Here is a 23,648-nt window from a genome sequence, read left to right as displayed (position 1 = left end):
CAGGCAAGACCGGCCCCGCGCCGGTCTTTTCACATTCGAGCGGACCGCGTTGTCCTTTGCTGCTCGCCTGCGTCGGCTTGACACCATAGCCCTTTGCCGAGACCCGAGACTTCAGCGTCAGTGCTTTGAAAGCACCGACCGCGTTCTTTGTGCGCGGGTGCGGCGGTCAAGGCATCACTGAGCGCCGGCAGCCGCAATTTCAGCCGCAGGCTCACGCCCTACGGAGACGCACCAACGGGAACAAACAGCTTGTCGCCATTATGGTCGACTTCCACCAACTCCGGGCTTTGGTTCCTGCACTCCGCAAACCCGCGATGAAAAATGATCGCATTCATATAGGCGAAGGTCATTGCGAGTGCGGCGGTGCGCAATGGGTAGTCGGCAAGAGAATGCACAAGCAAAAACACTACAGAAAGAAACGCTGTCTTTTGAAGGGCGTCTCGGCGAATTTTGGTAAACGCGATCAGAAGAAGGAATAGGTACAACGCCATCAAAATGGCAGCGATCACTCCGCCCTCGAAGGCAAGTTCAAGATACTCATTATGTGCATGGTTTACGTAGGCTCTGAATATCATCTCCTCTTTTTCGTATATCTGGTAGGCCTTCTGAAAGTTCCCAAATCCGACTCCGGTGACCCAGTTCTCTTTTATTCCTGCCATCGTCGTGCGGGCAAACTCTGCGCGTCCGAAGGTAGGATCGAGATCCTTTGCCTCGATCGTCGCCCATGCTCCCATCCCGTAGACGGAAAGCCCAACGAAAAGGACAAATACGCTAACACCACTTATTCTCGAGCGAGCCGAGAGAAATATGATGGACACGACGGTAGTTGCCAGGCCGATAAGAACGCCGGCGCGGGACCCTGCCGCTAAAAGGAGCAGCAGAAGCGCGATCAAGCCGATCGCGCCGGACAGGAGGTGACCGCGGAACAGACCGTAATAGACAACGAAGGGTATAGAGACGAAAAGCAAAGCCGAAAAATGGTTTCGGTTGGCGAAAAGTCCCGCACTGATCGTGAATGGCAACAATCCGTCGATCGCGATGTTATCTGACAGCGAGTATTGAATCGCTCCAGCCAATCCGTTGCAGATTACACCCATAAAAAAGAAGGGAAGCATGCCGTAGACCTGATCGGGGCGCAAACGCATGACACCCAGGAAAAAGGCTGCCGATGCTGCCACGTACAACAGACACTCGATCGTTCGCCCTACCCCGACGCTGATGAACCGAGTTTGATCAACAAGCCAGGGAGCGCCGAGCAGCAGTTCCGGCCGCAGATCGGCAAACAGCCTAGCAGGCAGCGGAACGATTTGAAGCACAACCAGCGCCACCGCCATGATAAGCAGCCAGAGCACCGATCCGGGGATTGTTTGGGTCGACGTTCGAGACAAGGCAACCGCCGCCGAGACAATTGCTACTATCTCGATCAGCGTGTCGGTATACAGCCCGCTCGCCGTACCGCCGCCGATCAGCAGGGCGGTGAATAAGACCGAGCCAAGGAGATATTTGTCCCATTCCGACGGCCGCGCACTCAAGGCGAATTTCTCTCAATGTTCAATTTGTGCATGACCAATGTACCCATATAGCGAAACCGCCAACTCTCAGCTATTGCGGCAGTTTCCAACCGCAACAGCTGCATGGGACATTCGTTCGGTCCAACGGAAAATTCCTGGCTGAGACTCTGACGATTGAAGGTGCCCTCAGGAATGTTAAACCGCGCTATTTCGCGCGTCCGATCCACACACATGATGGTCCAGAAGAGTTCTTTGGGCAGCTTCAGGCTGCGGCCGGATGCGACCAACGAGATCCTATAGGAACCGGGCGGCAGCTCGACATATTGCTGGAGAGCAGTGTTCTTCACCGGCGTGTTCAAAAACCGAACCGTCGCCCCACCCTCGCCTTCAACTGCGTCCTGGGATGTCGCGAATGTCACTTCTAGGCCTGACTGATCGCGAACCTGCCAGTCGAAGGGCTTCCCATCATAGCCGGGTTCGAAGGTGCTGTTGAAAACATAGCCACCGAGCTTTCGCTCCTCATCGGACAGAGTGAAAAGAAACAGCCGATAAGCCTGTTCATATTCCTTCTGAACGATATACCCCGTGATTACGGAGGACAGTTCCCCGGATTTCGGTGGGGCATCGGACCGGACCAGGTCAAGGAGCAATTGATTTGCAAAATCGAGCCCTTGGCGCGTTTTTCCCAGGACCGAAAACAAGTTTGCCCGCCACGGCGCTTGCGCCGCAATTGCTGCCAGCATGGCGTGGTACCCGTCCGGGTTCGAAAGGATTGCCGGAAGGCCCTCCGCAACGGCCGGAAACTGATCCGGCCAGCGCCGCAGTAATGTATCAATCTCGCTGATAGCCTTGGAAAGATCGCCGATCTCGACTGAATGCCCAATCGATCTCTTGAGCGCATGGATCTCCGTTTTCGACAGCTTTCGTGCCTGATCGAAAAGCGCGTAGGCGTCATCCTGCTTGCCTTGGCGATATTCGATCTCCCCCATTAAACTATAGAGGCGTGCATCACCAACGTTATAGCGAAGTGCCCCGCTCGCCCTGGAATACAGCGCTTCAAGATCGGGCGGGTTAGCCGTATCATTCAGGTCGCCTGCAACGTCGTCTATCAGCGCATCGACATTCAATGGATCAAGCGCCATTGATATGGCTGGCATGTCCGTCTCAAGCAGTCGACTTAGCCCGGTCGAGGAAGCCGCTAACACCAGAACGAATGCGACGAACCAAACGCCTGAACGTCCAAGATTTCGCGCGAGCGGGCTGGTCTGCGCCGTCATCTACTTTACCCTCGATTTTCTGGGTAGCGGTGCCATAGTTATAATATTGGTAATTCATGTACTTATAGGCATAGTTGTAGTCGAATTTGTTCACCGCAAACTTCGACATCGCGGCTCCAACCACGTTGGCGCCGGCAGCACGCAGACGCTTCAAGGCTGTCTTCGCCGACTTGCGCGTGACCTGCTTCGTCGAAATGACCATCAACGTACCCTCAGCCAGCCGGCTGAGGATGGGGGCGTCAGATAGGCCAACGATCGGTGGAGCGTCGACTATCACCAGGTCGTAGCGTTTGCTGAGATTGGTCACGATCATTGCCATTCTGGATGACGATAGAAGATCCGCTGGATTGGGCGGAATGGTACCGGATGTCAGAACCGTCACATTGGCATACTTAGTCGACCGGAAGATGCTACCAAGGTCTTCTTTGCGGACGGTGTTTGTCAGGAGGTTGCTCAATCCGATCGTGTTATCGAGACCGAACAGTCGGTGAAGATTGGGCTTTCGAAGATCCGCATCGACAAGCAGCACTCTTGCCCCAAGCGCTGCGAAATCCTGGCCAAGCTTGAACGCCGTCGTCGACTTGCCTTCGGCTGGCTCTGAACTGGTGATCAGAAGCGAGCGCGGCGCACCTTCCGCACCGGAGAACTGCAAAGACGTTCGAAGCGACCGATAGGCTTCGGATAGACCTGACTTCTGGTCCGCAATGCTGGCGATAAGCTCGCGATCGTCGACATGGGGCAAGATCCCGAGGATCGCCAGTCCGAGCTCCTTTTCGACCTGCTCGGGATTGGCAAACGTGTTGTTCAGCAGCTCGATAACATAAATAATCGTGCCACTGATGGCCATGAAGAGAGCCAGTGCAATTGCGAGATTAATGCTTAGGCGTGGGGAATAGGGCGCCGTTGGCTGCGTCGCGACATCCACGATCGCGGCGCTTTGGGTCTTGAGCTCGGAACTCACGCCAACTTCATTTAACTTGGCAATTAGACTATCATACTGGGACCGGTTTGAGTCGACTTCACGCTTCAGGATCGTATATTTAATGTTCTTGTCGTTGAAGGCGACCTGCTGCCGCTCCATATCGGCAAGCTTCTCTTTAAGATCGGCCTCCTTGTCCTGAGCCTGCTGGTATTTTAGCCGCAGTGAATCAGTGATCGCTAGTACACCATTGTTATATACACGCTGCAGTTCCTTGATCTGGGACTGCAATTGCTGCATTTCCGGAAATCCGGGCTTTAAAATGCCGAGCTTCTGCTGATACTGGCTGTTGAGATCAGCCAGCTTATCACTAAGTACCTGCAGGCCCTTGCTTTCTAACACCGCGCCAAGGCTACCACCGCGTCCCTTGTCGATCTGATCGACAACAGATCCAGCTTCGAACCGCTCCTGGGTTGCCGCTTGGAGCGCCGCGTTGAGGGCCTCAATGTTCGACCCGATAAGCGACTTGGCATCACCGGTGACCGTAATGCCAGCATCCCTTGCATAAGCGACGAGCTCTTCCTCGGATTTCTGCAGCTTCTGCTTGACCTGCGACACCTGCTCTTGGATGAATTGCCGCGCCAAGTCAGACGTTTCGCTGGTCTGGTCCACCCGCTGATCGATATAGCTCTGTGCGACCTGGTTGGCCACATCGCTAGCGTATTTCGGCTTCTGGTCCAAAAAGGTGATGGACAGCAGACTTGTGTTTGTTACTAGATTAACCGTGAGGTTGTCTAAAACGCGTTTGATCGCAATGGCTTCACGTTGTTCTGGAGTTTTCTCTTCAATTAAGGGAGATTTTGTAATTCTGAAGGCCCGATAGAAAATATTACTAATCGAGAAATCCGGCGTCGGAAACAGGAAGTCCGGCTTTTCGCTTAGGCCCAGTTGGAAGACAACGCGTTGCGCCAATGCCCGGCTCTTCAACTTTTCTCGGGCAGTCTGAAAGGCTCGGATATCGCTGTTTTCGGAGACCACCTCGATGTCCTGGAAGACCTTCGCCGAAGGGACCAAGACCTCCAACTGGGCGGTTGCCTGGTATTTGGGCGTCTGCATCATGGTCACGACGGCGCCGGCAACAAGCCCGGCCGCCATCATCATGGCGATTAGCCATCGATACTGGACAACGTAGAAGAGCAGCTTGAGCGGATTAAATCCTTGATCCTGTTCCGCAAAATCGCGACCGTACGGGCCATGATTTTGGCTACCATCATAGTAGAGATCCGAAGACAAGGCTTGGCCATGTCCGGGAGCTGTCATTTGATGTTGCCTGCTACGATCGAGCATGGTCCGGGCGATCCTGGTTCATAGGCATCGGCGTTGACATGCGGCCCGCACTACGGCGCAAGCACGCCAATTCTCACTGCAGTTGACGCAACTCCGAGGGCGTCCTTCAGATTGTTCAAAGCGATTTTCGATTTTGATGGAAACACGACCACCTTATCGCCACCGTAGATGCGCGGATTGCGGCTTCTGCCAGCGCGTATGCTCTCGACGTTGTAGTTCGCGACCAGCGTGGTTTGACCGATATTGCGGTAAACAAAGACTTTTCCCGCATCGCCAATAGTATTGAACCCACCTGCAAGTGCGACCGCGTCGATCAATGAAGCGTTGCTCGATACGGGATAGATCCCAGCCTTGTTGACTTCGCCATCAACGGTTATGCGTTGTCCAATCGACTCCTTGATGAAGATTGTGACGTCCGGAGATTGGAGATAGTTCGCGCTGTAGGCGGCTTCGATTTCCTTCTCCAACTGACGGACGGTTTTTCCTGCTGCCGTGACGGTTCCAATGAGGGGAAGCGAAATTTGCCCGCTGGCGTCGACCTGAACCGTCCTATTGAGATTGTCGACTTGGAACACGTCGACCTCGAGCACGTCATTCGGTGACAACGGCTGCCCACTGCCGTTCTGGCTATTTTGAGGAGCGGGAAGATCCTTCACGATCTGCAGAGCGCCACCGCCCGATAAGGGAACCGACGATGATGATGATGATGTGAGCTGCAGCGCATCGATCGACGCCGGCGCCGTCGGCGAGGTGCTCGTGCAGGCCGAGACGCCGAGGGAACCGAGCATCACGACCATCGTGATCGCGGCGCAGTTCATCAAATCGCGCTTCATGAGGATACGGCCTTTAGCAAACGGCCGAGCCCGCCGAAGCGGCCGACCTTGTCGGGGCTTGGCTTGTTTGCAAACGTCTTTCCAACGGGCTCTAGTGGCCGGTTCGCCAAAATGTCGCTCGGCCGCCTCAGTACCATATTGTAGGCCTCGTCTTCCCCACACCGCTTCGCGACAGCGTCATATGCTTGGGAAAGGCCAGGCCGCCGGCGACTAGCACCATGAGTGTCGGATGCGATGATATCCACCCGGCCTTCGTCTATCAGCTTTTCCGAGTAGTAGAGCGCGGTACGCCCGAAGGCGCCAACAATCGAGTCTGCAGTAAGCTGTATGAGGCAGCCGAGCCTATTCAGCCTTTCGACAACGTCGTAGTTCGCTTTGACCCAGGTCAAACGCTCCGGATGGGTGAGGATCGGCACGAACCCGGCCTTTATGAGGCGCAAGGCAAGTTCCTCCAACCGCGGCGGCAACACATGATGAGGCGGCTCGAACAGAAAATAGCGTGAGCTGTTTAAGGTCGGCACCTTGCCGTTCGTCAGCTGATCTGGAAGATCGGGGGCTATATGGATGTCGGCACCAACATAGAGGGCAAGCCGGATGTCGGCGCGCCGCAACGCTTGCTCCAACGAACGGACCGCTTCGACGATATTCACCGTCCCATTTTCATACATACCGGGTACGATGTGGGGCGTGCACGCCATATGGGTCGTCCCGTCGGCTACCGCCAACCTCGCCATTTCCAGCGATTCAGCAATATTAGGCGAACCGTCATCGAGACCAGGCAAGATATGGGAATGCAGGTCGATCATAAGCGTTTCTGGCCACGTGAGGGCAAAACAGCGACTTCGCCGAAGAGGAAGACAAACGTGTCACCCGCTTCATTGCGATTGACAACCGTGGCGTGCCGGCCGCCTCATCCACCAGCTACGTGCCGACAGAATCGTCATCTTCGTGAAGGCTGAGGATGAGCGCTGCCATCGGCACAAAAGCCCAGGCAGCAACAAGCCGATAGCGCAGGCCCATCTTCGCCCAATCTAATCGCCTACCACCTGGAACCCGATACGAACATGCCTAGTGGCTGACGCCGTTATTATTATCCTGCGTTGCCGCAAGAACTCCGGCAGTCAGAAGCGCGCCTGCGAAAAACTGCGCAGGCAACCCAAATGCAGGCTTGTGGGACGGGTCAATGGCACCCGTCTGCTCGGGGCTTACCGAGGAAGCAGCGTGCTCGGGATTCACGACCTTGAGACAGATGCTGTTTTCGACGCGCGAAATGTCGAGGCTCGAATTCGCCGGCACGCTGAGCCTGCAATCGCCAACCTGAACGGACGCCGAGCCCTTGGCGCCAACCACCAACCGACTGCCGAAATCCAACGCGCTTCCCGCCTTGGCTGGCCCATAGCCAGCCGTCTGCGAAACCATGACGTTGCCACTTACACTTCGGATCGATCCAATTGGATTGGCTGGTCCATGATAAGCCGTCGCACAACTGCACGACGTATCCTGGGCGAAAACTGGGGCTGAGCCAAACCCGACCAATGTGACCAAACCGGCCAACGCACTTTTCAAAATAATGTTCATCTGTTCGATCCTTTGTTTGCGCCGTTCAGACGCGCCCAAGTCAATGCTTGCGATAAGCGACTAACAGCTTTTTAGCCCGATTCCAACCTATTTCGCACATGCGAGATAAGCTTCTGATTTAATACGTGTCTGTTTGATCACAGTATATTAGCTACATCGAATGAGCGCACTTGGCATTTAAATATATCAATATACGGTGAAACAACGATATATAAGATGGCGTTACTGTCCTTCTGAGGTTTTTCATAGGCATACGAAAATATCTATGTTGTAGTCTTTTGCGCAAATGCGAAACGCGCCAAATTATTACCAAATAGCTGCATATCAGACTACTGTTGTTTAATCCCACTTATATCCTAGTTTCGCGAGTGACCGCTAGTGTTTGCTTTCAATCTTCACGAGATCCTCCTACGTTAAGCTAAGTCGGATAGTTCGTTTCGTTTGCGATGTACACATTGCCTCTTTATACAGAGATCAACGTGTGCCGCGACTTGATCAATTGCACTCTTCCCATGGCTCGCGCCTACAACCGACCGAAAATATACAAACTACCTTTCAAAATCCGAAAGGAGAAATCAGAACGCACCTTCGCGAGCCAGATCAGAAGACAATCCCCGACGCCTCTCTGATACCTCATCGAGAACCTGAACCAATCAGCGCAGCGCTTCTGCAACTGAGGTGCGGCTGCACTTCCACTCGAAGCGGAGCACAGCTTCCGCATGCAATCCATATCCAGACTATCATTCCAACGCCGCCCGGAGAGAACAAGGTCGCTTCTCCTGCATTGGTAGCCAGCGCAGCGAAGGTGATCGCAACAGCCTGCTCTGACCTCCAAATAAGAGGTCGATAAACGACGACGACCACAAGGAGGGCGAACCCGAGAAAGCCCACAACGCCGAGTTCTTCCAATACAGACAGCACGATCACGCCCTTCTCGACGGGATTTGCAATAGGGATGCCCATGAACCGCGTTACGTCCAAGTCCCATGGCGAAGACGGAAGGCCAAATCCGATACCAAAAATGGGATGGGCGTAGAAATTCGGCATCGATTTGTCGATCACGAGTCCACGCGATTCCATAAGTGCGCCTGAAAAGGTATCGGCATTGTTGAGCTTGAAGGCGAGGCTCTGGATCGCCGGCATGACAGCATCGTAGGCATAGCCCATTACGAAAGCGCCGCCACCGATCAAAAAGAAGGCAGCTATGATCGATCTGAATGCGTGACCTTCACTCGATATGCGCCCAACTATAGCCGCGAAGGGCAGTGCTATCAGAACCGCTAACATGCCGGTGCGTGCTTCCGTGGCAACCAGAGAAACGAGGCATAGGGTAGTGACGACACACCAAAACAGACCGCGAGACCGGCTCGTGTACACCCGAACGATCATCCATGCCGTGAATGGCCCCAGAAAAACGCCGTACGCTTGTGGCTGGTTTAATAGCCCCTGGAAGCCATGATTGTTTGCAAAGAATCCCACAGCGGTGAATAGCAAAGGAAAACTAGCAAGCACGAAGACTGAGCCAAAGGTAAGCATCCATCGGATTAGCCGCTCTTGGTCCTCTTCTTTGGCGAGCTGCACGTTCAATACCGCTGCCGTGAGGCCGATGAGGAATATTATCAACTTAGATAGTGACACATCCTTGGCGTAGCTTGAGATTAGGGTTTCCATTGCGATTATCGCGACAAAGGCGACACCAGCCTTCAGAACAGGGGGCCAAAGCCAAGGTTGCGGCCGCTTTGAAAACAACGCGGTTCCAAATGCTGCAAAAAGCACAAGCCAACGCAGCAGCGCTACGGAATCCGGTGCGGGAAAGAGGGCTGGATTTGCCAAACTTACGACCGCGGAGAGGCAAAGCGCCTCTACCGCTCTCATTGGGCCACCCAGTGCCCAGGCTGCCATCAAAACGTAAGCGCCGATGCAGCCTGCATTCCCGATGGCAGGGAGAGCGATGATGACGAGTGCGCGCAGTGCGGCCATAGAATCGAACTGTCGAACGTCTTTCATACGCTTCATCACAAAATCTTGGGTTCCGTCTTCTGCTGGAGACAATTGTGGAGGGATTTGGTAGTTGCCAAGTGCCGACGGAGAGGGAGAGGCACATGGATCGACGGCAATTTCTAGGTGCCGCTCCTCTTTTTGCAGCGGCTCCGGCCGTAGCGAAGAGTCGGCACGATGTTCTCTCATTCAACGCAGCTGGCGATGGCGTAAAAGATGACACCGCGTCCATCCAGCGCACGGTTGACGAGGTGAAGCTGGTTGGCGGAGGCGTCGTCAGAATCCCCGAAGGCACCTATAAGATCAGTGCGCCGATCCGGGTTTATGGGAACTTTCAGTTCCGCAGCATCAAGATATTGGGGGAAAATGCAGAGATCGTCTCGACCCATGCAGGCCCGGCGTTCGAATTCGATCCTTCAAGTCCGACACCCGCACCACAGGTCAAGCAACGGAGCGAAATGGACGGTTTATCCTTCTCGGGGCCGGGCCGTGATATTGCTGGCTCCAGCGGTATTTCCATTATCAATGGAGCAACTGTACGAGTTCGCAATTGCAAGGTCAGGGGTTACGAGAAAGGCATATCCGGTGTCGGCGCCTTGATTCTGCGCTTCCTTGAAGTGGAGCTCTACGGCAATGCTTACGGCTATCACTTCACCAGCACCAAAACGTTCGGTGCCAATGACATCCATTTCACCTCATGTTTTATCTTTGAAAACACTAAAGCAGGGTTCGCGGAAAACTTCCCGAATAGCGTAATTACTTTCAACCAGTGCGAGATCGAAGGCAACAACTTCGATGGAAATGGCGATGATGGCGTCGTTACCATGGAGTTCTCCAATGCAGGCAAGGTAACCCTGGTCGGATGTCATGTGGAAGAAAATCACGGAAGGGCGAATATAGTTTTTGCTGGAGGCAACCGATCATCGTCCTTAAATATCATTGGCAGCGAAATTCTTCCTGGTAGGAGAATATCTACGGTGGTTGAGATGGCGACGAACTTTGGTCCATTCGGCCATCTGCACGTCATAGGATCTCGCATCACAAGCGGACGCGGAAATCAGATTGATCTTGGTCTTGGGATTTCAGCTTGCATAATTGGCGAGACCGAAGGGGGAATATCTGGCGATCTAAGCAAGTTGGTCGTGATTAAGGATGGCAAGGTCGCCACTGGCGGCATAGAGCCATAGATGGATGGTAAGTTCCCTGGCGCACCTCCAAAAGGAGATCAACAATCAACAAGCTCGATAAGTCGCCTCAATCTGACTAGGCTGGCCACATAGCAAGCCCCTTTGAGTGAGAACAGCCGCCAAGTCCCCCCCGTCTGGCGTAAGACACTGCACGACCATTGCATCGCCCAACCTGGCTCCGGTCTTCCCATCACAGGGAGTGCCCGAGCCGACCGGTTTGCAGTTCAAAACCATTCCCTGAAAATCACGCCGCGCCACTTCTGTTACCAATTCACGCAAAGCCTGCGGTTTTGTCGACGCCGCGCCGCACAGGACAATTTTGCGGCCCCCCACCCGCAGATCGTCTATCGAGGGAATGGTGAGCGGCCCGGTGAATGGCGAAAGCGTGGCGTGGGGCGGTGGGCGTGGGTTACCTCTCTGCGAGAGTATGACAGCCATGAAGCCGACGGCAAACACAAGCCCGATAACGGGAATAGCGACCAGTTTATTCATCGTGCCGGGCGGAGTCCTCGATTCAGATTGCTGACGGCCACTGCGGCGAACTATGGCGTTCAGGTCAAGACCTACCCCTGTGGCGACACCTCATCGAGGTGATCACGCCGGCAGGGTCGCGTGCGCTGTCGATCTGTGAAAGCACGAAAACAGCGACTGGAAGTGGCTAGGCGCCGTACCGACGCTCCAGAGCGGTGGCAATTCGCTCGCAAAGCAACTCTGAGGTCACAACTGTGAGATGGAGACGGAGGCGAACGCCGTATGGATCAACCAGAGTGGTGACAATACCCCGATCGGAGTACTCGGCGAGGTCGAGAACATCGGCGATGGTAAAATCCCCCATTTCGCGCAGGCTCTTGCGATGCTCGCGGGCCGGATTTTCCCCCCAGACCGGCGGCTTTCCGGGCAGGCCCAACCTTATCCGCTGGGATTCGGCGTAGCCCTCGGCAGCGTCCTGAGCGTTGAACGAACACCGGCTTACTCTGCCGTTCTCAATGACCCTGACCACCCACCGACCGTTGACGTGTTTCAATTGCACGTCGTTTGGTTCTCCGGCAACCATGTCCGCAATCCGTTTCATTTAATGACAAGAACAATAAATGGCGCGCCGCTGCATCGCGCCGTTGCCAATTCGATCTGGGATCTGGGTCACCATGATCCAGGCCCTGTTCTGCATGTTCGCCGGCGAGCGCCGGGCGCTAGGCGGTCAGCCGTCGCGGGTGAGTGGCAGTACTCCCGACCGGGGCGAGCCTCATCCGGGCGAAGCCCTCAGCGCTATGATCAAGGCACGGAAAGTGCGTCAGCGATCTGCGTGGCCGCCTGTTCGGTGGAAAACCGTTGATCGAACAATCGCCTGCATCGTCCGGGCAACTCGGCATCCGTTTCTACCTGCACCAGCAACCTTTCAGCTTTCGCGACCAGTTCATCTAGCTGATCGCTCTGGCACTCTTCGCCAACCCGCTCGCTTCGGATCAACTCGGCCAGGTCGTTGCCTGGGTTCAAGCGCACGAGTGCAGGGAGGCCACTTTGCATATAAGTCAGGAACTTGCCTGGTATGTTGTGAGACCTATGGCGGAGATCCAACGAGACGATTCCTATCCGGCACTGTGCGTAAAGGTCCGGGATTTCGTCGGGATCAATCTCGTCGAAAAAGACCACGTTGGTGAGGCCGAGAGCTTGCGCTTTTTCTCTAAGTCTTCGGGCCTCGCTGCCTCGACCGACCAGCAGGAAACCCACGTCGGTCCGGGAGGCCATTCTCTGCGCCAAGTCCAATACAATGCCGACGCTTTGAGCCACACCCATGTTGCCTGCGTACACGAACAGCTTGCGCCCGGCCAAGGGCGTCTCGCTGACACGGATCGAACAACGCACGTTTGAAGGCTTGTCCAGCCAGTTCTGCAACACCTCAAGGACACGCCCCGACCTCCGCCGCCACCGATTGAAGTAAGCCAGGTTGCCTGGCGTCTGGACGCCGATCACATCAGCAATCGAGTATTGGTAGCGCGCGATGGCATCAAAGAAACGGTACGGCAGACCGCGGCCCATCAGACCCATATCAACGGCCCATTCGGGAAAGATGTCACGAATGATAAGATACCCCTTGCAGCCGCTTTCGCGCTTTAGCGCGCTGACCATGGGGCCATGGAAGATTGAGGGAGCATACCAAACGATCCCGTCCCATCGCTGTCCTGCCAGCGGGCTTTTGCGCAGATTGCGCAACATGGCAAAAGGCATAACGAACTCGTTCCAGGTCCGCCTCACATAACCAATTTCCTTGGTAGGCGGCGCTCGCAGGCGCAGCACGGTTACTCCGTCAAAGTCTTCGATCGCCCAGGGGCGGTCCAATTCGGCCGCTGGCAGCATCACTGTCAGCTGATGCCCTTGCCGCGCGAATTCCCGCGAGAGGTCTCTCAGTTGCACTGCCCCCGACGTGCGCAGCGGCGGAAAAGTGTCCGCTATCAAAGCGATCCGCATCTGCCGCCGCTCAGTGCTTCTTCCATACGACGCGGTTCACATAATCGGTATAGCTATGGATTATGCGAACCACCTTTTCGCTGACATTGGGTACGTCGTAGTCGGCAACCAAACGAAGCCCGCGCTCTGCCCCTCGGGGCTGGCTTTCCAGGATCGCAAGGCCCTGGCAGACCCGGTCCACGTCCAAGCCCACCATCATCACCGCCCCCTCCTCCATTCCTTCGGGACGCTCATGGGTTTCGCGCAAGGTAAGCGCCGGAAAGTTCAAGATGGAGGACTCCTCCGTGATCGTACCGCTGTCGGACAGAACCGCTTTCGCATTCATCTGCAGGTGCACATAATCCAAGAAGCCGAAAGGCTTCATGAACTGGATCCTGGGGTTCATTTCGATGTTCAGGGAGTCCAGCCGCGACCGGGTGCGGGGGTGGGTCGAAACAATTACCGGAATGTCATGATCCTGCGCTAAACGATTGGCTATCCCAGCTATTCGGGTCATTATGTCCGGATCGTCGACGTTTTCTTCGCGATGAGCACTCATCACGAAGTACTTCCCTTGCTCGAGAGAAAGTCGACCCAAAACATCCGACTTGTTGATTTCGTTCATATAGTAGGTGAGCACCTCACGCATCGGGCTGCCCGTTACGATGATCTGTTCGGGCGCAATCCCTTCTCGCAGCAGATAGCTTCGCGCAATCTGGCTGTAAGGCAGATGAATGTCGGCGACATGATCAACTATGCGGCGGTTGATCTCCTCCGGAACCCGCGAATCGAAACAACGATTGCCAGCCTCCATGTGAAAAATAGGTATCTTCAACCGCTTCGCGGCTATTGCCGCGAGGCAGCTGTTGGTATCCCCAAGTAGCAAAACCGCCTCAGGGCGTCGTTCGCGAAGCACCTGATCCGTTGCCGCGATCACACGTCCAATCGTTTTGGCGGCCGTGCTTTCTGACGCTTCAAGAAACACATCCGGCGGACGAATCTTAAGCTGCTCGAAAAAGATTTGGTTCAATTCATAGTCATAGTTCTGGCCCGTATGCACGAGGCATTGGTCACACGATCGATCCAATCGGTCGATTACCCGCGACAATCGGATGATCTCCGGGCGCGTCCCGACGATCGTCATAACCCTCAGACTATTCACCATCCGCTCCACATTCTTGCCCCGCAAGGAACCGCGCGCTAATCGGGCTGCAAGGCACTCAGATTTCCAGACGAAAGCGGCATCTGCTAACTACGAGCTAGCGCCCCCTTCAGAGCACTAAGCTTGTTATATTCCAGATAGCTATCATACATTTTCAAGATAAGTATCGACCACGCATCCGGTATAAATCCCGTCGCTCCCCTGAATAAGTCCGAATTCAAGGATCGATCGACAGTGACCGTCGTGTCGGGGACGATATCTATCTTTTTTCCGTAGATCCTCGAGATCAAGGAGAGAAGATCGAATTTGGAAATGGGATCAGCTGAGACGTGAAACAGACCCCTCAACTCGGCATTTGGCACGACAAGCTCTTTAATCACCCGCGCCAGTTCGACCGCTGGCAAACCTGAAAACACAGCGTTCTTGTAGCCTTTCACTTGGTCATTCTGGCTCAAAAACCAGTCAACCAGACTTTTCGAACTCTCCAATTCGTGACCGATGATTGAGGTGCGGAGTGTCACTGCATTCGGGTAATCCACCTCCCCTAGAAACTTCGTCCTTCCGTACAGATCGTTTGCATCGGCAAAATCGGTTTCCAGGTAGTTGCCCTTCGTGCCCGAAAAAACACAATCCGTGCTCACATGCACTAAGCGGGCTCCGGTCATGCGGCAAAGTTGCGCCAGGCGGTGAGGGAGAGAAGCGTTGATTGACAGTGCCGTGAGATGGTTTCGGGAGGCGTCAAGCTGTTTAATGATGCCCACACAGTTTACTACGACATCCGGTTTGGTGTCGGCAAATAGGGCCACCAGATCTCCGTCGTTCCGAACGTCGAGATTGGGTATTAGGATCCAATGCTCATCGGGCAGAAAATAGCGTGCTTTGGCCGATGATCGGAGCGTACCAATCGTTACAAATCGATTGTCGGCGGCGAAAGCGCGGAAGACCGCATTTCCCAACATGCCGCCAGCGCCCAGGACGAGGATTCTGTTTGTCTTCACGTTGCGCATCGTCTTTCTGGTGAGCGCTGAGCAATAGCGCTAAATGGACCGCAGAGTCTTATATGGTCGCCTTCGGCTCACTCTTCTGGCTCAACATGCTCTCCGCGGACAATAGCTTGCACGAACCGAAGCTTCATCAACAGCGACTGCATCTCTTTGATACCCAACCTTGTGGTGTTGTGTGAATTGTAGTCGGTCGATTCCGAAATCTCGATCTCACCCTGCTCGAAGAATTTCCCATAGTTCAGGTCGCGCAAATCTGGCGGAACCCGGTAGTAGTTACCGAGGTCCTGGGCCGCCACTTTTTCCTCTCGGCTGAGCAGGACTTCGAATAGTTTCTCACCGTGTCTCGTACCTATTATCCTAATTGGATGGTCGGGAGCGCCCAGAAGCTCCGTAAGCGCTCTAGCCAGGGTCTCAATCGTGGCCGCCGGCGCCTTCTGCACGAAGATCTCACCGGGATTGCCATGCTGGAAAGCGTAGAGCACCAGGTCGACCGCGTCATCCAGTGTCATCATGAAACGCGTCATGGCAGCATCGGTGATGGTGATCGGCTGGCCCGCGCGAATTTGGTTGGTGAACAACGGGATCACCGAGCCGCGGGAGGCCATCACATTGCCGTATCGGGTAGCGCATATGGCGGTATTGTTGCTCAATCGCGACTTGGCGACGATGACCTTCTCCATCATCGCCTTGCTGATGCCCATTGCATTGATCGGATATACGGCCTTGTCTGTGCTCAGGCAGATCACACGCTCCACACCGGAGTTTATGGCCGCTTCCAAGGTGTTCTCAGTTCCCAGGACATTAGTTTTGACGGCCTCAAGCGGGTAGAATTCGCACGAAGGCACCTGTTTGAGTGCGGCAGCGTGATAAATGAAATTGGAGCCCCGCACGGCGTTGAGGACCGACTGGTAGTCGCGAACATCACCAATATAGAACTTAAGCTTTTGATTGTTGTATTTTTTCCGCATGTCGTCCTGCTTCTTCTCATCCCGGCTGAAGATGCGGATTTCAGCCAGGTCAGAATCCAGAAACCGCCGCAAAACAGCATTTCCGAAGGAGCCAGTACCGCCGGTTATGAGGAGGGTCTTGCCGGTGAACATCGAAAGTCCTTTTCTATTTCAATTGGCTGCAACGGAACGGAACATTTTGAGAGTGTCCGATCGCGCCTCGTCGGTTGCGGCGTAGCGGTTGGCGAATTCAAGCGCGGCTTTTTCGAGTGATCGCTGTTCTTCGGCATCCCTGTCCGCTGCACGCGCCAGTTGCTGTCGCCACACGTCAACGGAAACGAGGGGGATTACCGTGATTGCGCCGGTTGAAACGGCGCGCCAGGGTGTCCGATCGCTAACCAGCACGGGTGTGCCGGCGCGCAGAGCTTCAAAGATAACATGCCCGAAATTTTCCCCCAGAGTGGGGAATGCGAACAGATCATATGCAGCAAACGTCGCGGAAACCTCATGAGGCTCGAGCGCTCCACGGTATTCGACGGTGATGTGGGTTGGGAGGCGTTTGATGATGGTCTGGCAATTCCGCCAGTATGCAGGGTCCTCTACAGGGCCAAAAATGCTCAGCTTGATCTTGCGATCCACTCGGGAGAGAATCTCGAGGAGGCCTGTGAGATTCTTCATAGGTGAGATGCGCGATATGAAGGCAATGCTTAATTCGCCCGCCCTTTTTCGCTGACGTTTCAGGCGACTAAAGCTTTCACCTGCCGCGGACACCGGATCAGCCGCGAGATGGATTTTGCCCCGCGCATGGGGAAACTGCCGCTGAATATCTTCAGCTTCCAGTAGGGTTGAGGCGTGCCAGTGCACATCGCGATAAAGCCCAACTAGGTTGGCGCAGCTCAGATAAATTCTCTTTTTAAAGCTCTTTATCGAGAGCGCGCCTGCAGAGAATTCGCCACGTGGCGCGATGCAGACACTCGCGCCATTTCTCCAGACCAATCGCTGCTTGAGATAGATCGAAATTGATGATCGATAGCCAAAAAAGCTGTTCAGGTACAAAACGTCGAAGCTGTGAAGCTTCGCAGCTTTGGCCACGTGCCCGGCATTGAATTTTTTGGGGTCAGCATAGTATATCAAACCGTTCGGCGAGCGCACCCACCTGTTGATACGGACTCCCGGATACGGCTCGTCGGAGCCCAAATCACGATCTCTTGTGAAAATCGAAAACTCAATGTTGCTGCGCAGGGATTCACACATGTTGGCAAGCGTACGAATTGGTCCGCCCGCCTTGAAGCCCGGCAAATAAAAATCGGCAACACAAAGGACTCTGATCTTGCTCATGTCCGCAAAAGAGCCGTTGTCGGCAAACTGCCGCCTTCAGATGTAAGCTGTAGACTTTGAAAGTTGCGCTTTAAGCTGCGCTCTTTATCGCTGCCAGACCGTGCAATAACCCGGCCTTTAGCAATTCTCGGTAGATATGCTCAGCAGCTTGAGCCGCTGGCACACGGTCCAGCATAAGATTGAGTGTTCCCGGCAACGTCGACAGCCAATAGGCACAGACGAAATCATGATTGTACTGATCGTCCCAGCCTATTGGCGAGGCCAGGCCGCCCGAGATTATACGGCGGAGGTTGGCGGGGTTTGCTATCGGGACCACGCCCTTGTGGAATTCATAAAACACACGGCCATACAGAAAAACGCGCTTTTTGAGCAGAAGCGCCTCGTAGCCAACAGTGCTGGTGAGGGTGATAACCCCTACAGACGATTTGATCAGCTCCTTTGTCGGCTCATGCGGCCCTAACAACCTGACATTCGGCAGAGACCGAATACGCCTGTAGAAATCGAGCGTGGGATATGCCCAGGCACTAATATGATCCTTGACATACAAGCGGGTGCCTTCAGGCAGACTGAAGGCAATGTTACGGATCACCTCATACTCGTCGAGGTAGGCTCCAGCGAGGATCGACGTAGAGGCTTCGGGATGGAAGTGCATCGGGTACAGAAGAAATCGTTCTCCCGCTACGGCCTTTTGATACATGCCGCGAACGGTGCCCGCTTTGAGACGTCGACGGACATTGCGCAGAAAGAGGCTTGTATGTGTGCGCAGGGGATTACCGATCTGGAACGAATTGGTCCGACTGTCGGAGACGTGGCGTAGGAGCGCCTTGATCCTGGCAAGTCGGTCGCGCCTAAAGTACCGCTTGATCAAGGCGATACGTTCCAGGCCATTGATTTTCATGTAATCGGGAACGATCGTCTCGATGTTGGCGATGTAGTCCTTCACCCAGCGGTGAACATCTGGTTCCACCGTCTTGTAGCCACCTCGGATCGCTGCAAAATTTCTCTCAATAGAGTCATCTGCCAAGGGATCCCCAGAAACTGAAAACCGGCCTGGCAGCCGAGATGCCCCTAGACCAATATAAACGGCTCGCCGTTCCTGGGCTACGAACAGCGCGAAGTGTGCAAACGTATTGGAAACATTCTCATATAGAACGAGTTCCGTCCCGTGCTTTTCAAATATCCTCTCGAAAAACGTAAGTAACGCACTTTTTAGCCGATCAAAAAAGTCGAGGTCTGCACTATTGCCCCAGATGCCATAGGTCTGCGCACGCTCGAAGTCCGACAGTAAGGCAGAGTTCAAATTATAGCCGGAATAGCGTTCTAGGATGTCGAAATCCACCTTATGGTTCGCAAAAAAGGACGAGAAGTCATAAACTGCGGCGAAACCCGCCGAATCCAGGCCGTTCTCCTTGCGAGAAAATGCGCTGTCTACCGCGACCGCCACGGTGGCTCCGTCGTTGCGGAACCGCGCCGCGAGCGCATTGAAAAAATGAAAGTATTTCGGCGCGCTGTTCGAGAGAAGCAGAATGTTCATTTCGCCTGCCAGCCAATCAGCTCAGCGCGCACTGCTGTCGGGGAATGAACGTCCTGAGTGACCTGACGGCCCAATACCGCTTCGAGATTTTTAGGCGCAAGCCCAAAGCCTGGTCGCACACTGCGTATGCTGTCTCGAGTGATGACATCACCTGCCTTCAGGTCCCGTACAAAGTAGAGCGACCGGCGGAACTTCACGTTCCCCTGCTCGCTCGATTTGCGTCCATAGTCGACCTTGCCGAGCGCCTTCCAAGCCGTTTTCGTGCCGGCACACAACGCCGCCAGTTCGGCAGGCTCTAGTGAGAAGCTGTCGTCCGGACCGCCGCCGCCGCGGTTAAGGGTGAAGTGCTTTTCAATGATCGAAGCCCCCAAAGCCACACTGGCAATGGCGGTGGTATTGTCCAGCGTATGATCAGAAAGGCCTGTGACCAGTCCGTAGCGCTCAATCATGTCGGGTATGGTCTGCAGATTATAGTCATCGGCTGGTGCAGGGTAGCCGCTGACGCAGTGCAGAATTGCTAATTCGCTGCAGCCGCCCTCACGCGCTGCCTCTATCGCTTCGTGGATTTCCTCTGCATCCGCCATCCCGGTCGAGATGATCATCGGCTTGCCGGTGCTGGCTGCGTATTTGATCAACGCCCAATCAACAGCTTCGAAGGAGGCGATCTTATAAGCCGGCGCATTCAAGTCTTCCAGGAGATCAATCGCCGTGTTGTCGAAAGGCGAGCTGAAGATCGTAACGCCGAGCTCGCGGCCACGGTCGAAGAGGAGCTTGTGCCAGTCCCACGGCATATGCGCTTCTTCATAGAGATCATAGAGTGTGCGCCCGTCCCACAAGCCGCCGTCGATGCGGAACTCCTCCCCCGTGCAATCAAGCGTGATCGTATCGGGCTTATAGGTCTGCAGCTTGACGGCATCTGCCCCGGCCTTCTTGGCCTCCTCCACAAGGTGCAGGGCCGTTTCGATGCTGCCGTTATGATTGGCGGACAATTCGGCAATGACATAAGGGGGCTCACCCGGCCCGATCCGGCGCCCGGCGATCTGGATACAGCTCAACTGGGTTCTCCAACAGGTTTCATCGATTGACTCCAGTCGCTTCTGAGCAAGCCGAAGCAGACGAGGGAGCGATAGGCCCCCTGGATCCGTTGTTGCTCCCGCAATACGCCTTCCCGAACAAAACCTAAGCGTTCGTGCAGCGCGATAGAGGCCGTGTTGAAATCCACTGCCTGGCCGCAAACCTTATGCAGATTCAATTCGCCAAAGGCATATTTCAACGCCGCGAAACCGAGCATTTTCCCGGTTCCTCTCGCTGCGTTCGGGTCAGTATAAAATCCCCAGTTCGACGCTCCGGCGTCAGCGACATTGTCGAATTGGACGAAGCCGATAGGTGCTTCTCTATCCACGACTATGAGCAACCGGCGTGTAGCCTCATTGGTCGACCGGGAAAACCAATTCCGGTGCTCCTCCAGGCCAATCTCGTGCTGGGTAAACATGAAACGACGCACGTCCCAATGATTTCGCCATGCGAGCACCATTGGCAGATCGTCAGCCATCATCGCCCGAACGATCGGGTCAGACATATTCTTCCACCATGCGGTCGGCGACCCGGCTAACGCCCTCTCCGTCTGTAATCGCAGCGGCTGCTTTGCTTAGGCCGAAGAGAAACTCACCGATCGTCCCTGACACGAAGCGCTCCTCCAGTACCGAAACGAGTTGCGAGGGATTCCCGACAGCGACGGCGGCGCCCGAGACCTGCAGGGCCGAGGCCACTGAATGTTGGTTGTCCGCGAGCGCAAAAACGAAGCTGGGCAAGCCCACGCAGCAGCGTTCCCAGGACGTGCTTCCTGCCGCCCCGACAGCAAGGTCGCTTTCGGACATCAACCGCGCCATGTCGCTCACGCCAACCAGAACCTGAGTCGAGTACCGCATTGCTTCCGCACGGATCCGCACCGCGTCCTTCCACGGCGCTTGCGGTCCCATGACGACTGTGATGCGCAAAGTAGAAGGTAAGGTACCCTCGTCGAGCGCATCCAGCACAAGGCCAGTGACATTTTGCTTGTCCACACCACCCATAGTTAGGAGCAGGTGTTCGAGTTTAGGTTGAACCCGACGAGCAAGACTCGCTGCGCGCAGCTCGGCAAACTCAGGCCGCAGTAGCGCATATTCCGGTCCGAGCAATGTGACGGCATCGGCGCCCAGGAGGCTGTCGTAGTCCTCTTTCGTGCGGCCAAGGCTCTGGTCGAGCAACAGATCGCAATCGTGGGGGCGATCAGCCAAGTCGTCGATCACCATCAGATATTCACAGGCAGAACGCAGCGCTTCCTCCCAGCGGCGGTCGAGCCCGTAATGATCCACGACCAGACAGTCCGCAGACCCAATGGCTCGGTGCGTCTCTTGGGCATCTGTTGCCCAATCCGTCCCCAGCCAGTAGGCATGGGCTGGCGCCCCATGCGTCAGCGTCGCGTCCGCAGGAGGCCTTGGCAGCGCAACGGTCCTGTGGCCACGCTCTGCTATCAAATCCATAAGATGGCCAGTGTGCAGGCGGCAGATGAATAGGCATTCTGCCCCGCGCTCCCGCAGCGCGTCAGCCAGCGTGAGACAACGCATGACATGGCCGGTGCCAATCTCGATCGAGGCATCGGTTCGAAAGGCGATCTGCACGGGTTTTAATTACCGCAGAGCATCTTGGGTCATTCCGGTCCTGGTTCCGGGCTCAGGATCCGAAACATGCATTCCGCCCGCTCCCAGTCCTCGGGTGTGTCGATGTCTTGCACACGATGACGTGGCAACAACACTGGGACGCTACCTTGCCCGAACACGGGCTTGTTTTTGAGCCAAGCCTCGGAGCGGCCCCAGTAGAATTGACCCGCATCGTGCCAGGCCTCCTCGAGGTCTTGCGAGCGGGTCCCAAGATGCTCCGGTTGGAACATCGCCACGCGTTGGCCGCCGGTGATGCGCAACGCCCTTTGGATCGGAAAGGCGTAACTCGTCACCGAGAAGGCGAAGTCGGCTTCCGTCGACCGAAGCATGTCCAAACCTTGTCGCAGATCGCTCGCCCGCACAAATGGCGCGGTGGCGTAGAGGCAACAGACCTCTTTGGCAGCAGCCCCCTCCGTCGCGAACCATCGGATGGCATGCGCCACGACGGGAACGGTTCCTGTGTGATCGTCAGAAAGGTCGCCCGGGCGCAGGAAAGGCGCTTCGGCGCCGCATTCTTTTGCCACTTCGGCGATCTCAGCATCGTCCGTGCTGACGATGATATGGTCGAAACAGCCGCTTTGTATGGCCGCGCGGATCGACCATGCGATTATCGGCAGCCCACCAAAGGTGCGGATATTCTTGCGCGGGATGCGTTTCGATCCCCCTCGCGCCGGGATTACAGCGAGCCTCACAGCCCCATGGCCTCGCGTAGCACCTTAACCACGAAGTCCTGGTCCGCGTCGGTCAACGCAGGGTGCATGGGGATACTGATGGCCTCTCGGTAGTAGCGCTCAGCCTCTGGGTAGTCGCCGTTCCGGAAGCCCATCATCTGGTAATAGGGTTGGGTGTGCACCGGGATGTAATGCAGATTGACCATGATGTCCTTGGCGCGCAGTGCCTCGAAAACCTCCAGATGCGACGCGCCTATCTTCTCCAGCTGCAGCCGGATCACATACAAATGATATGCGGAATAGCTGTCTGGGTGTTGCCATGGCAGCGTCAGCGGCAGATTGGCCAGGAGCGTGCTATAGCGGTCGGCGATCTCATGGCGCCTCTTCACGTACTGGGTCAGGCGGGCAACTTGACTCACGCCTAACGCAGCTTGCATGTCCGTCATGCGGTAGTTGTAGCCAAGAGCCACCTGTTGATAATACCAGGGGCCGTCCATTGGCTGAGTCATGAGCGAAGCCTCTCGCGTGATGCCGTGGCTTCGCAACAGGCCCAAACGTGTTGCCAGTTCATCGTCGTTGGTCAACGCCATCCCGCCTTCAGCGGTTGTGACGATTTTGACCGGATGAAAACTGAACACCGCGATGTCGCTGTATCGCCCGTTTCCAACCGGCTCCCCCTTGTAGCGAGCGCCGATAGCGTGCGAGGCGTCTTCGATGATCTTGAAGCCGTATTTTTTACCTAGGTCGTGAATGGCTTCCAGGTCGCATGGCTGGCCTGTGTGATGTACCGGCACCACAATCTTGGGCAGACGGCCAACCTTTTCGGCTTCAATAAGCTTTTCCTCCAGAGCCCTGGGGCAGAGGTTATAAGTGCGCGGGTCGACGTCCACGAAGCTCACTTGAGCCCCGCAATAAAGCGCGCAATTCGCCGAGGCCACGAAGGTGTTCGGCGTTGTCCAGAGAAGGTCACCCGGCCCGAGCCCCAGCGCCAGACAAGCGATGTGAAGTGCTGAGGTGGCGCTGTTGACGGCCACCGCATGACGGGCTCCCGTGTGCGCAAGCACACTTTGCTCAAATTTCGGAATATTGGGACCTTGGGTTAGATTGACTGATTTAAGAACATCCACAACGGCATCGATGTCAGCCTGCGTAATATCTTGTTGGCCATAGCGGATCATAGGGGACGACCGTATTTGAG

The 23,648-nt window shown here is 55.4% G+C and carries 20 protein-coding genes; 1 reads left to right on the top strand and 19 read right to left on the bottom strand.

Going from position 1 to position 23,648, the window contains the following annotated elements:
* Positions 1-218 precede the first annotated feature (218 nt).
* The 7 genes from EN869_RS29470 to EN869_RS29440 form a co-directional block, all read right to left on the bottom strand.
* Positions 219-1,532, bottom strand: a complete 1,314-nt coding sequence (locus EN869_RS29470) for an O-antigen ligase family protein (protein ID WP_127229678.1) — start codon at positions 1,530-1,532, stop codon at positions 219-221.
* Complete coding sequence (locus EN869_RS29465; protein WP_245514653.1) at positions 1,529-2,668, bottom strand: hypothetical protein; 1,140 nt, start codon at positions 2,666-2,668, stop codon at positions 1,529-1,531. The genes EN869_RS29470 and EN869_RS29465 overlap by 4 nt, the downstream gene beginning before the upstream one ends.
* A 7-nt stretch (positions 2,669-2,675) precedes the next feature.
* Positions 2,676-5,054: a polysaccharide biosynthesis tyrosine autokinase gene (locus EN869_RS29460; protein ID WP_127229676.1), complete on the bottom strand. Its 2,379-nt coding sequence runs from the start codon at positions 5,052-5,054 to the stop codon at positions 2,676-2,678.
* Positions 5,055-5,104: 50 nt separating this feature from the next.
* The gene (locus EN869_RS29455; protein WP_127229675.1) at positions 5,105-5,887 is read right to left on the bottom strand and encodes a polysaccharide biosynthesis/export family protein; all 783 of its coding nucleotides are present in this window, start codon (positions 5,885-5,887) and stop codon (positions 5,105-5,107) included.
* Positions 5,884-6,693, bottom strand: a complete 810-nt coding sequence (locus EN869_RS29450; protein ID WP_127229674.1) for a CpsB/CapC family capsule biosynthesis tyrosine phosphatase — start codon at positions 6,691-6,693, stop codon at positions 5,884-5,886. Before EN869_RS29450 ends, EN869_RS29455 begins: the two co-directional genes overlap by 4 nt.
* A 262-nt stretch (positions 6,694-6,955) precedes the next feature.
* Positions 6,956-7,465 (bottom strand): hypothetical protein, encoded by a 510-nt coding sequence (locus tag EN869_RS29445; RefSeq protein ID WP_127229673.1) that lies wholly within the window; start codon positions 7,463-7,465, stop codon positions 6,956-6,958.
* A 633-nt stretch (positions 7,466-8,098) separates the two neighbouring features.
* Positions 8,099-9,481: an O-antigen ligase family protein gene (locus tag EN869_RS29440; protein WP_167509406.1), complete on the bottom strand. Its 1,383-nt coding sequence runs from the start codon at positions 9,479-9,481 to the stop codon at positions 8,099-8,101.
* 86 nt (positions 9,482-9,567) lie between these two features.
* Between EN869_RS29440 and EN869_RS29435 the strand changes: the two genes are divergently transcribed.
* Entirely contained in the window at positions 9,568-10,650 is a 1,083-nt protein-coding gene (locus tag EN869_RS29435; RefSeq protein ID WP_127229671.1) for a glycosyl hydrolase family 28-related protein, read from the top strand.
* A 658-nt stretch (positions 10,651-11,308) separates the two neighbouring features.
* On the opposite strand, the gene EN869_RS29430 is transcribed toward EN869_RS29435, so the two are convergent.
* The 12 genes from EN869_RS29430 to pseC all read right to left on the bottom strand — a co-directional run bounded on the left by EN869_RS29430 (position 11,309) and on the right by pseC (position 23,628).
* Entirely contained in the window at positions 11,309-11,704 is a 396-nt protein-coding gene (locus EN869_RS29430; protein ID WP_127229670.1) for a hypothetical protein, read from the bottom strand.
* A gap of 218 nt (positions 11,705-11,922) precedes the next feature.
* Positions 11,923-13,116: a glycosyltransferase family 4 protein gene (locus tag EN869_RS29425; protein WP_126089431.1), complete on the bottom strand. Its 1,194-nt coding sequence runs from the start codon at positions 13,114-13,116 to the stop codon at positions 11,923-11,925.
* Between the two features lie 10 nt (positions 13,117-13,126).
* Entirely contained in the window at positions 13,127-14,239 is a 1,113-nt protein-coding gene (gene wecB / locus EN869_RS29420) for a UDP-N-acetylglucosamine 2-epimerase (non-hydrolyzing) (protein ID WP_281015792.1), read from the bottom strand.
* Between the two features lie 104 nt (positions 14,240-14,343).
* Complete coding sequence (locus EN869_RS29415) at positions 14,344-15,264, bottom strand: SDR family oxidoreductase (protein WP_127229669.1); 921 nt, start codon at positions 15,262-15,264, stop codon at positions 14,344-14,346.
* Between the two features lie 68 nt (positions 15,265-15,332).
* Complete coding sequence (locus EN869_RS29410) at positions 15,333-16,361, bottom strand: polysaccharide biosynthesis protein (RefSeq protein ID WP_127229668.1); 1,029 nt, start codon at positions 16,359-16,361, stop codon at positions 15,333-15,335.
* An 18-nt stretch (positions 16,362-16,379) separates the two neighbouring features.
* Positions 16,380-17,546: a glycosyltransferase family 4 protein gene (locus tag EN869_RS29405; protein WP_127229667.1), complete on the bottom strand. Its 1,167-nt coding sequence runs from the start codon at positions 17,544-17,546 to the stop codon at positions 16,380-16,382.
* Positions 17,547-17,616: 70 nt separating this feature from the next.
* Positions 17,617-19,080: a hypothetical protein gene (locus tag EN869_RS29400; protein WP_127229666.1), complete on the bottom strand. Its 1,464-nt coding sequence runs from the start codon at positions 19,078-19,080 to the stop codon at positions 17,617-17,619.
* The gene (pseI, locus tag EN869_RS29395; protein ID WP_127229665.1) at positions 19,077-20,135 is read right to left on the bottom strand and encodes a pseudaminic acid synthase; all 1,059 of its coding nucleotides are present in this window, start codon (positions 20,133-20,135) and stop codon (positions 19,077-19,079) included. The genes EN869_RS29400 and pseI overlap by 4 nt, the downstream gene beginning before the upstream one ends.
* Positions 20,132-20,659: a UDP-4-amino-4,6-dideoxy-N-acetyl-beta-L-altrosamine N-acetyltransferase gene (gene pseH / locus EN869_RS29390; protein ID WP_210235024.1), complete on the bottom strand. Its 528-nt coding sequence runs from the start codon at positions 20,657-20,659 to the stop codon at positions 20,132-20,134. The genes pseI and pseH overlap by 4 nt, the downstream gene beginning before the upstream one ends.
* Positions 20,652-21,740: a UDP-2,4-diacetamido-2,4,6-trideoxy-beta-L-altropyranose hydrolase gene (gene pseG / locus EN869_RS29385; protein ID WP_127229664.1), complete on the bottom strand. Its 1,089-nt coding sequence runs from the start codon at positions 21,738-21,740 to the stop codon at positions 20,652-20,654. The genes pseH and pseG overlap by 8 nt, the downstream gene beginning before the upstream one ends.
* 29 nt (positions 21,741-21,769) lie before the next feature.
* Positions 21,770-22,471, bottom strand: coding sequence for a pseudaminic acid cytidylyltransferase (gene pseF, locus EN869_RS29380; protein WP_127229663.1), 702 nt, complete (start codon positions 22,469-22,471; stop codon positions 21,770-21,772).
* The gene (gene pseC, locus EN869_RS29375) at positions 22,468-23,628 is read right to left on the bottom strand and encodes a UDP-4-amino-4,6-dideoxy-N-acetyl-beta-L-altrosamine transaminase (protein ID WP_127229662.1); all 1,161 of its coding nucleotides are present in this window, start codon (positions 23,626-23,628) and stop codon (positions 22,468-22,470) included. Before pseC ends, pseF begins: the two co-directional genes overlap by 4 nt.
* Positions 23,629-23,648: the final 20 nt, after the last annotated feature.

It is taken from the genome of Mesorhizobium sp. M2D.F.Ca.ET.226.01.1.1 (genome assembly GCF_004022705.2).
Classification (GTDB): domain Bacteria; phylum Pseudomonadota; class Alphaproteobacteria; order Rhizobiales; family Rhizobiaceae; genus Mesorhizobium.
The sequence above is the reverse complement of the archived record's forward strand: the minus strand, read 5'-3'. Positions and strand labels throughout refer to the sequence as shown.

Excerpts from the sequence above, each read along its gene's own strand:
- EN869_RS29435 (WP_127229671.1), top strand. The coding sequence starts at position 9,568 with ATGGATCGACGGCAATTTCTAGGTGCCGCTCCTCTTTTTGCAGCGGCT.
- EN869_RS29445 (WP_127229673.1), bottom strand. The coding sequence starts at position 7,465 with ATGAACATTATTTTGAAAAGTGCGTTGGCCGGTTTGGTCACATTGGTC.
- pseC (WP_127229662.1), bottom strand. The coding sequence starts at position 23,628 with ATGATCCGCTATGGCCAACAAGATATTACGCAGGCTGACATCGATGCC.
- EN869_RS29405 (WP_127229667.1), bottom strand. The coding sequence starts at position 17,546 with ATGAGCAAGATCAGAGTCCTTTGTGTTGCCGATTTTTATTTGCCGGGC.
- EN869_RS29450 (WP_127229674.1), bottom strand. The coding sequence starts at position 6,693 with ATGATCGACCTGCATTCCCATATCTTGCCTGGTCTCGATGACGGTTCG.
- wecB (WP_281015792.1), bottom strand. The coding sequence starts at position 14,239 with ATGACGATCGTCGGGACGCGCCCGGAGATCATCCGATTGTCGCGGGTA.
- EN869_RS29410 (WP_127229668.1), bottom strand. The coding sequence starts at position 16,361 with ATGTTCACCGGCAAGACCCTCCTCATAACCGGCGGTACTGGCTCCTTC.
- EN869_RS29430 (WP_127229670.1), bottom strand. The coding sequence starts at position 11,704 with ATGGTTGCCGGAGAACCAAACGACGTGCAATTGAAACACGTCAACGGT.
- pseH (WP_210235024.1), bottom strand. The coding sequence starts at position 20,659 with ATGTCTGACCCGATCGTTCGGGCGATGATGGCTGACGATCTGCCAATG.
- EN869_RS29400 (WP_127229666.1), bottom strand. The coding sequence starts at position 19,080 with ATGAACATTCTGCTTCTCTCGAACAGCGCGCCGAAATACTTTCATTTT.
- EN869_RS29460 (WP_127229676.1), bottom strand. The coding sequence starts at position 5,054 with ATGCTCGATCGTAGCAGGCAACATCAAATGACAGCTCCCGGACATGGC.
- EN869_RS29465 (WP_245514653.1), bottom strand. The coding sequence starts at position 2,668 with ATGCCAGCCATATCAATGGCGCTTGATCCATTGAATGTCGATGCGCTG.
- EN869_RS29415 (WP_127229669.1), bottom strand. The coding sequence starts at position 15,264 with ATGCGCAACGTGAAGACAAACAGAATCCTCGTCCTGGGCGCTGGCGGC.
- EN869_RS29455 (WP_127229675.1), bottom strand. The coding sequence starts at position 5,887 with ATGAAGCGCGATTTGATGAACTGCGCCGCGATCACGATGGTCGTGATG.
- EN869_RS29425 (WP_126089431.1), bottom strand. The coding sequence starts at position 13,116 with ATGCGGATCGCTTTGATAGCGGACACTTTTCCGCCGCTGCGCACGTCG.
- EN869_RS29440 (WP_167509406.1), bottom strand. The coding sequence starts at position 9,481 with ATGAAGCGTATGAAAGACGTTCGACAGTTCGATTCTATGGCCGCACTG.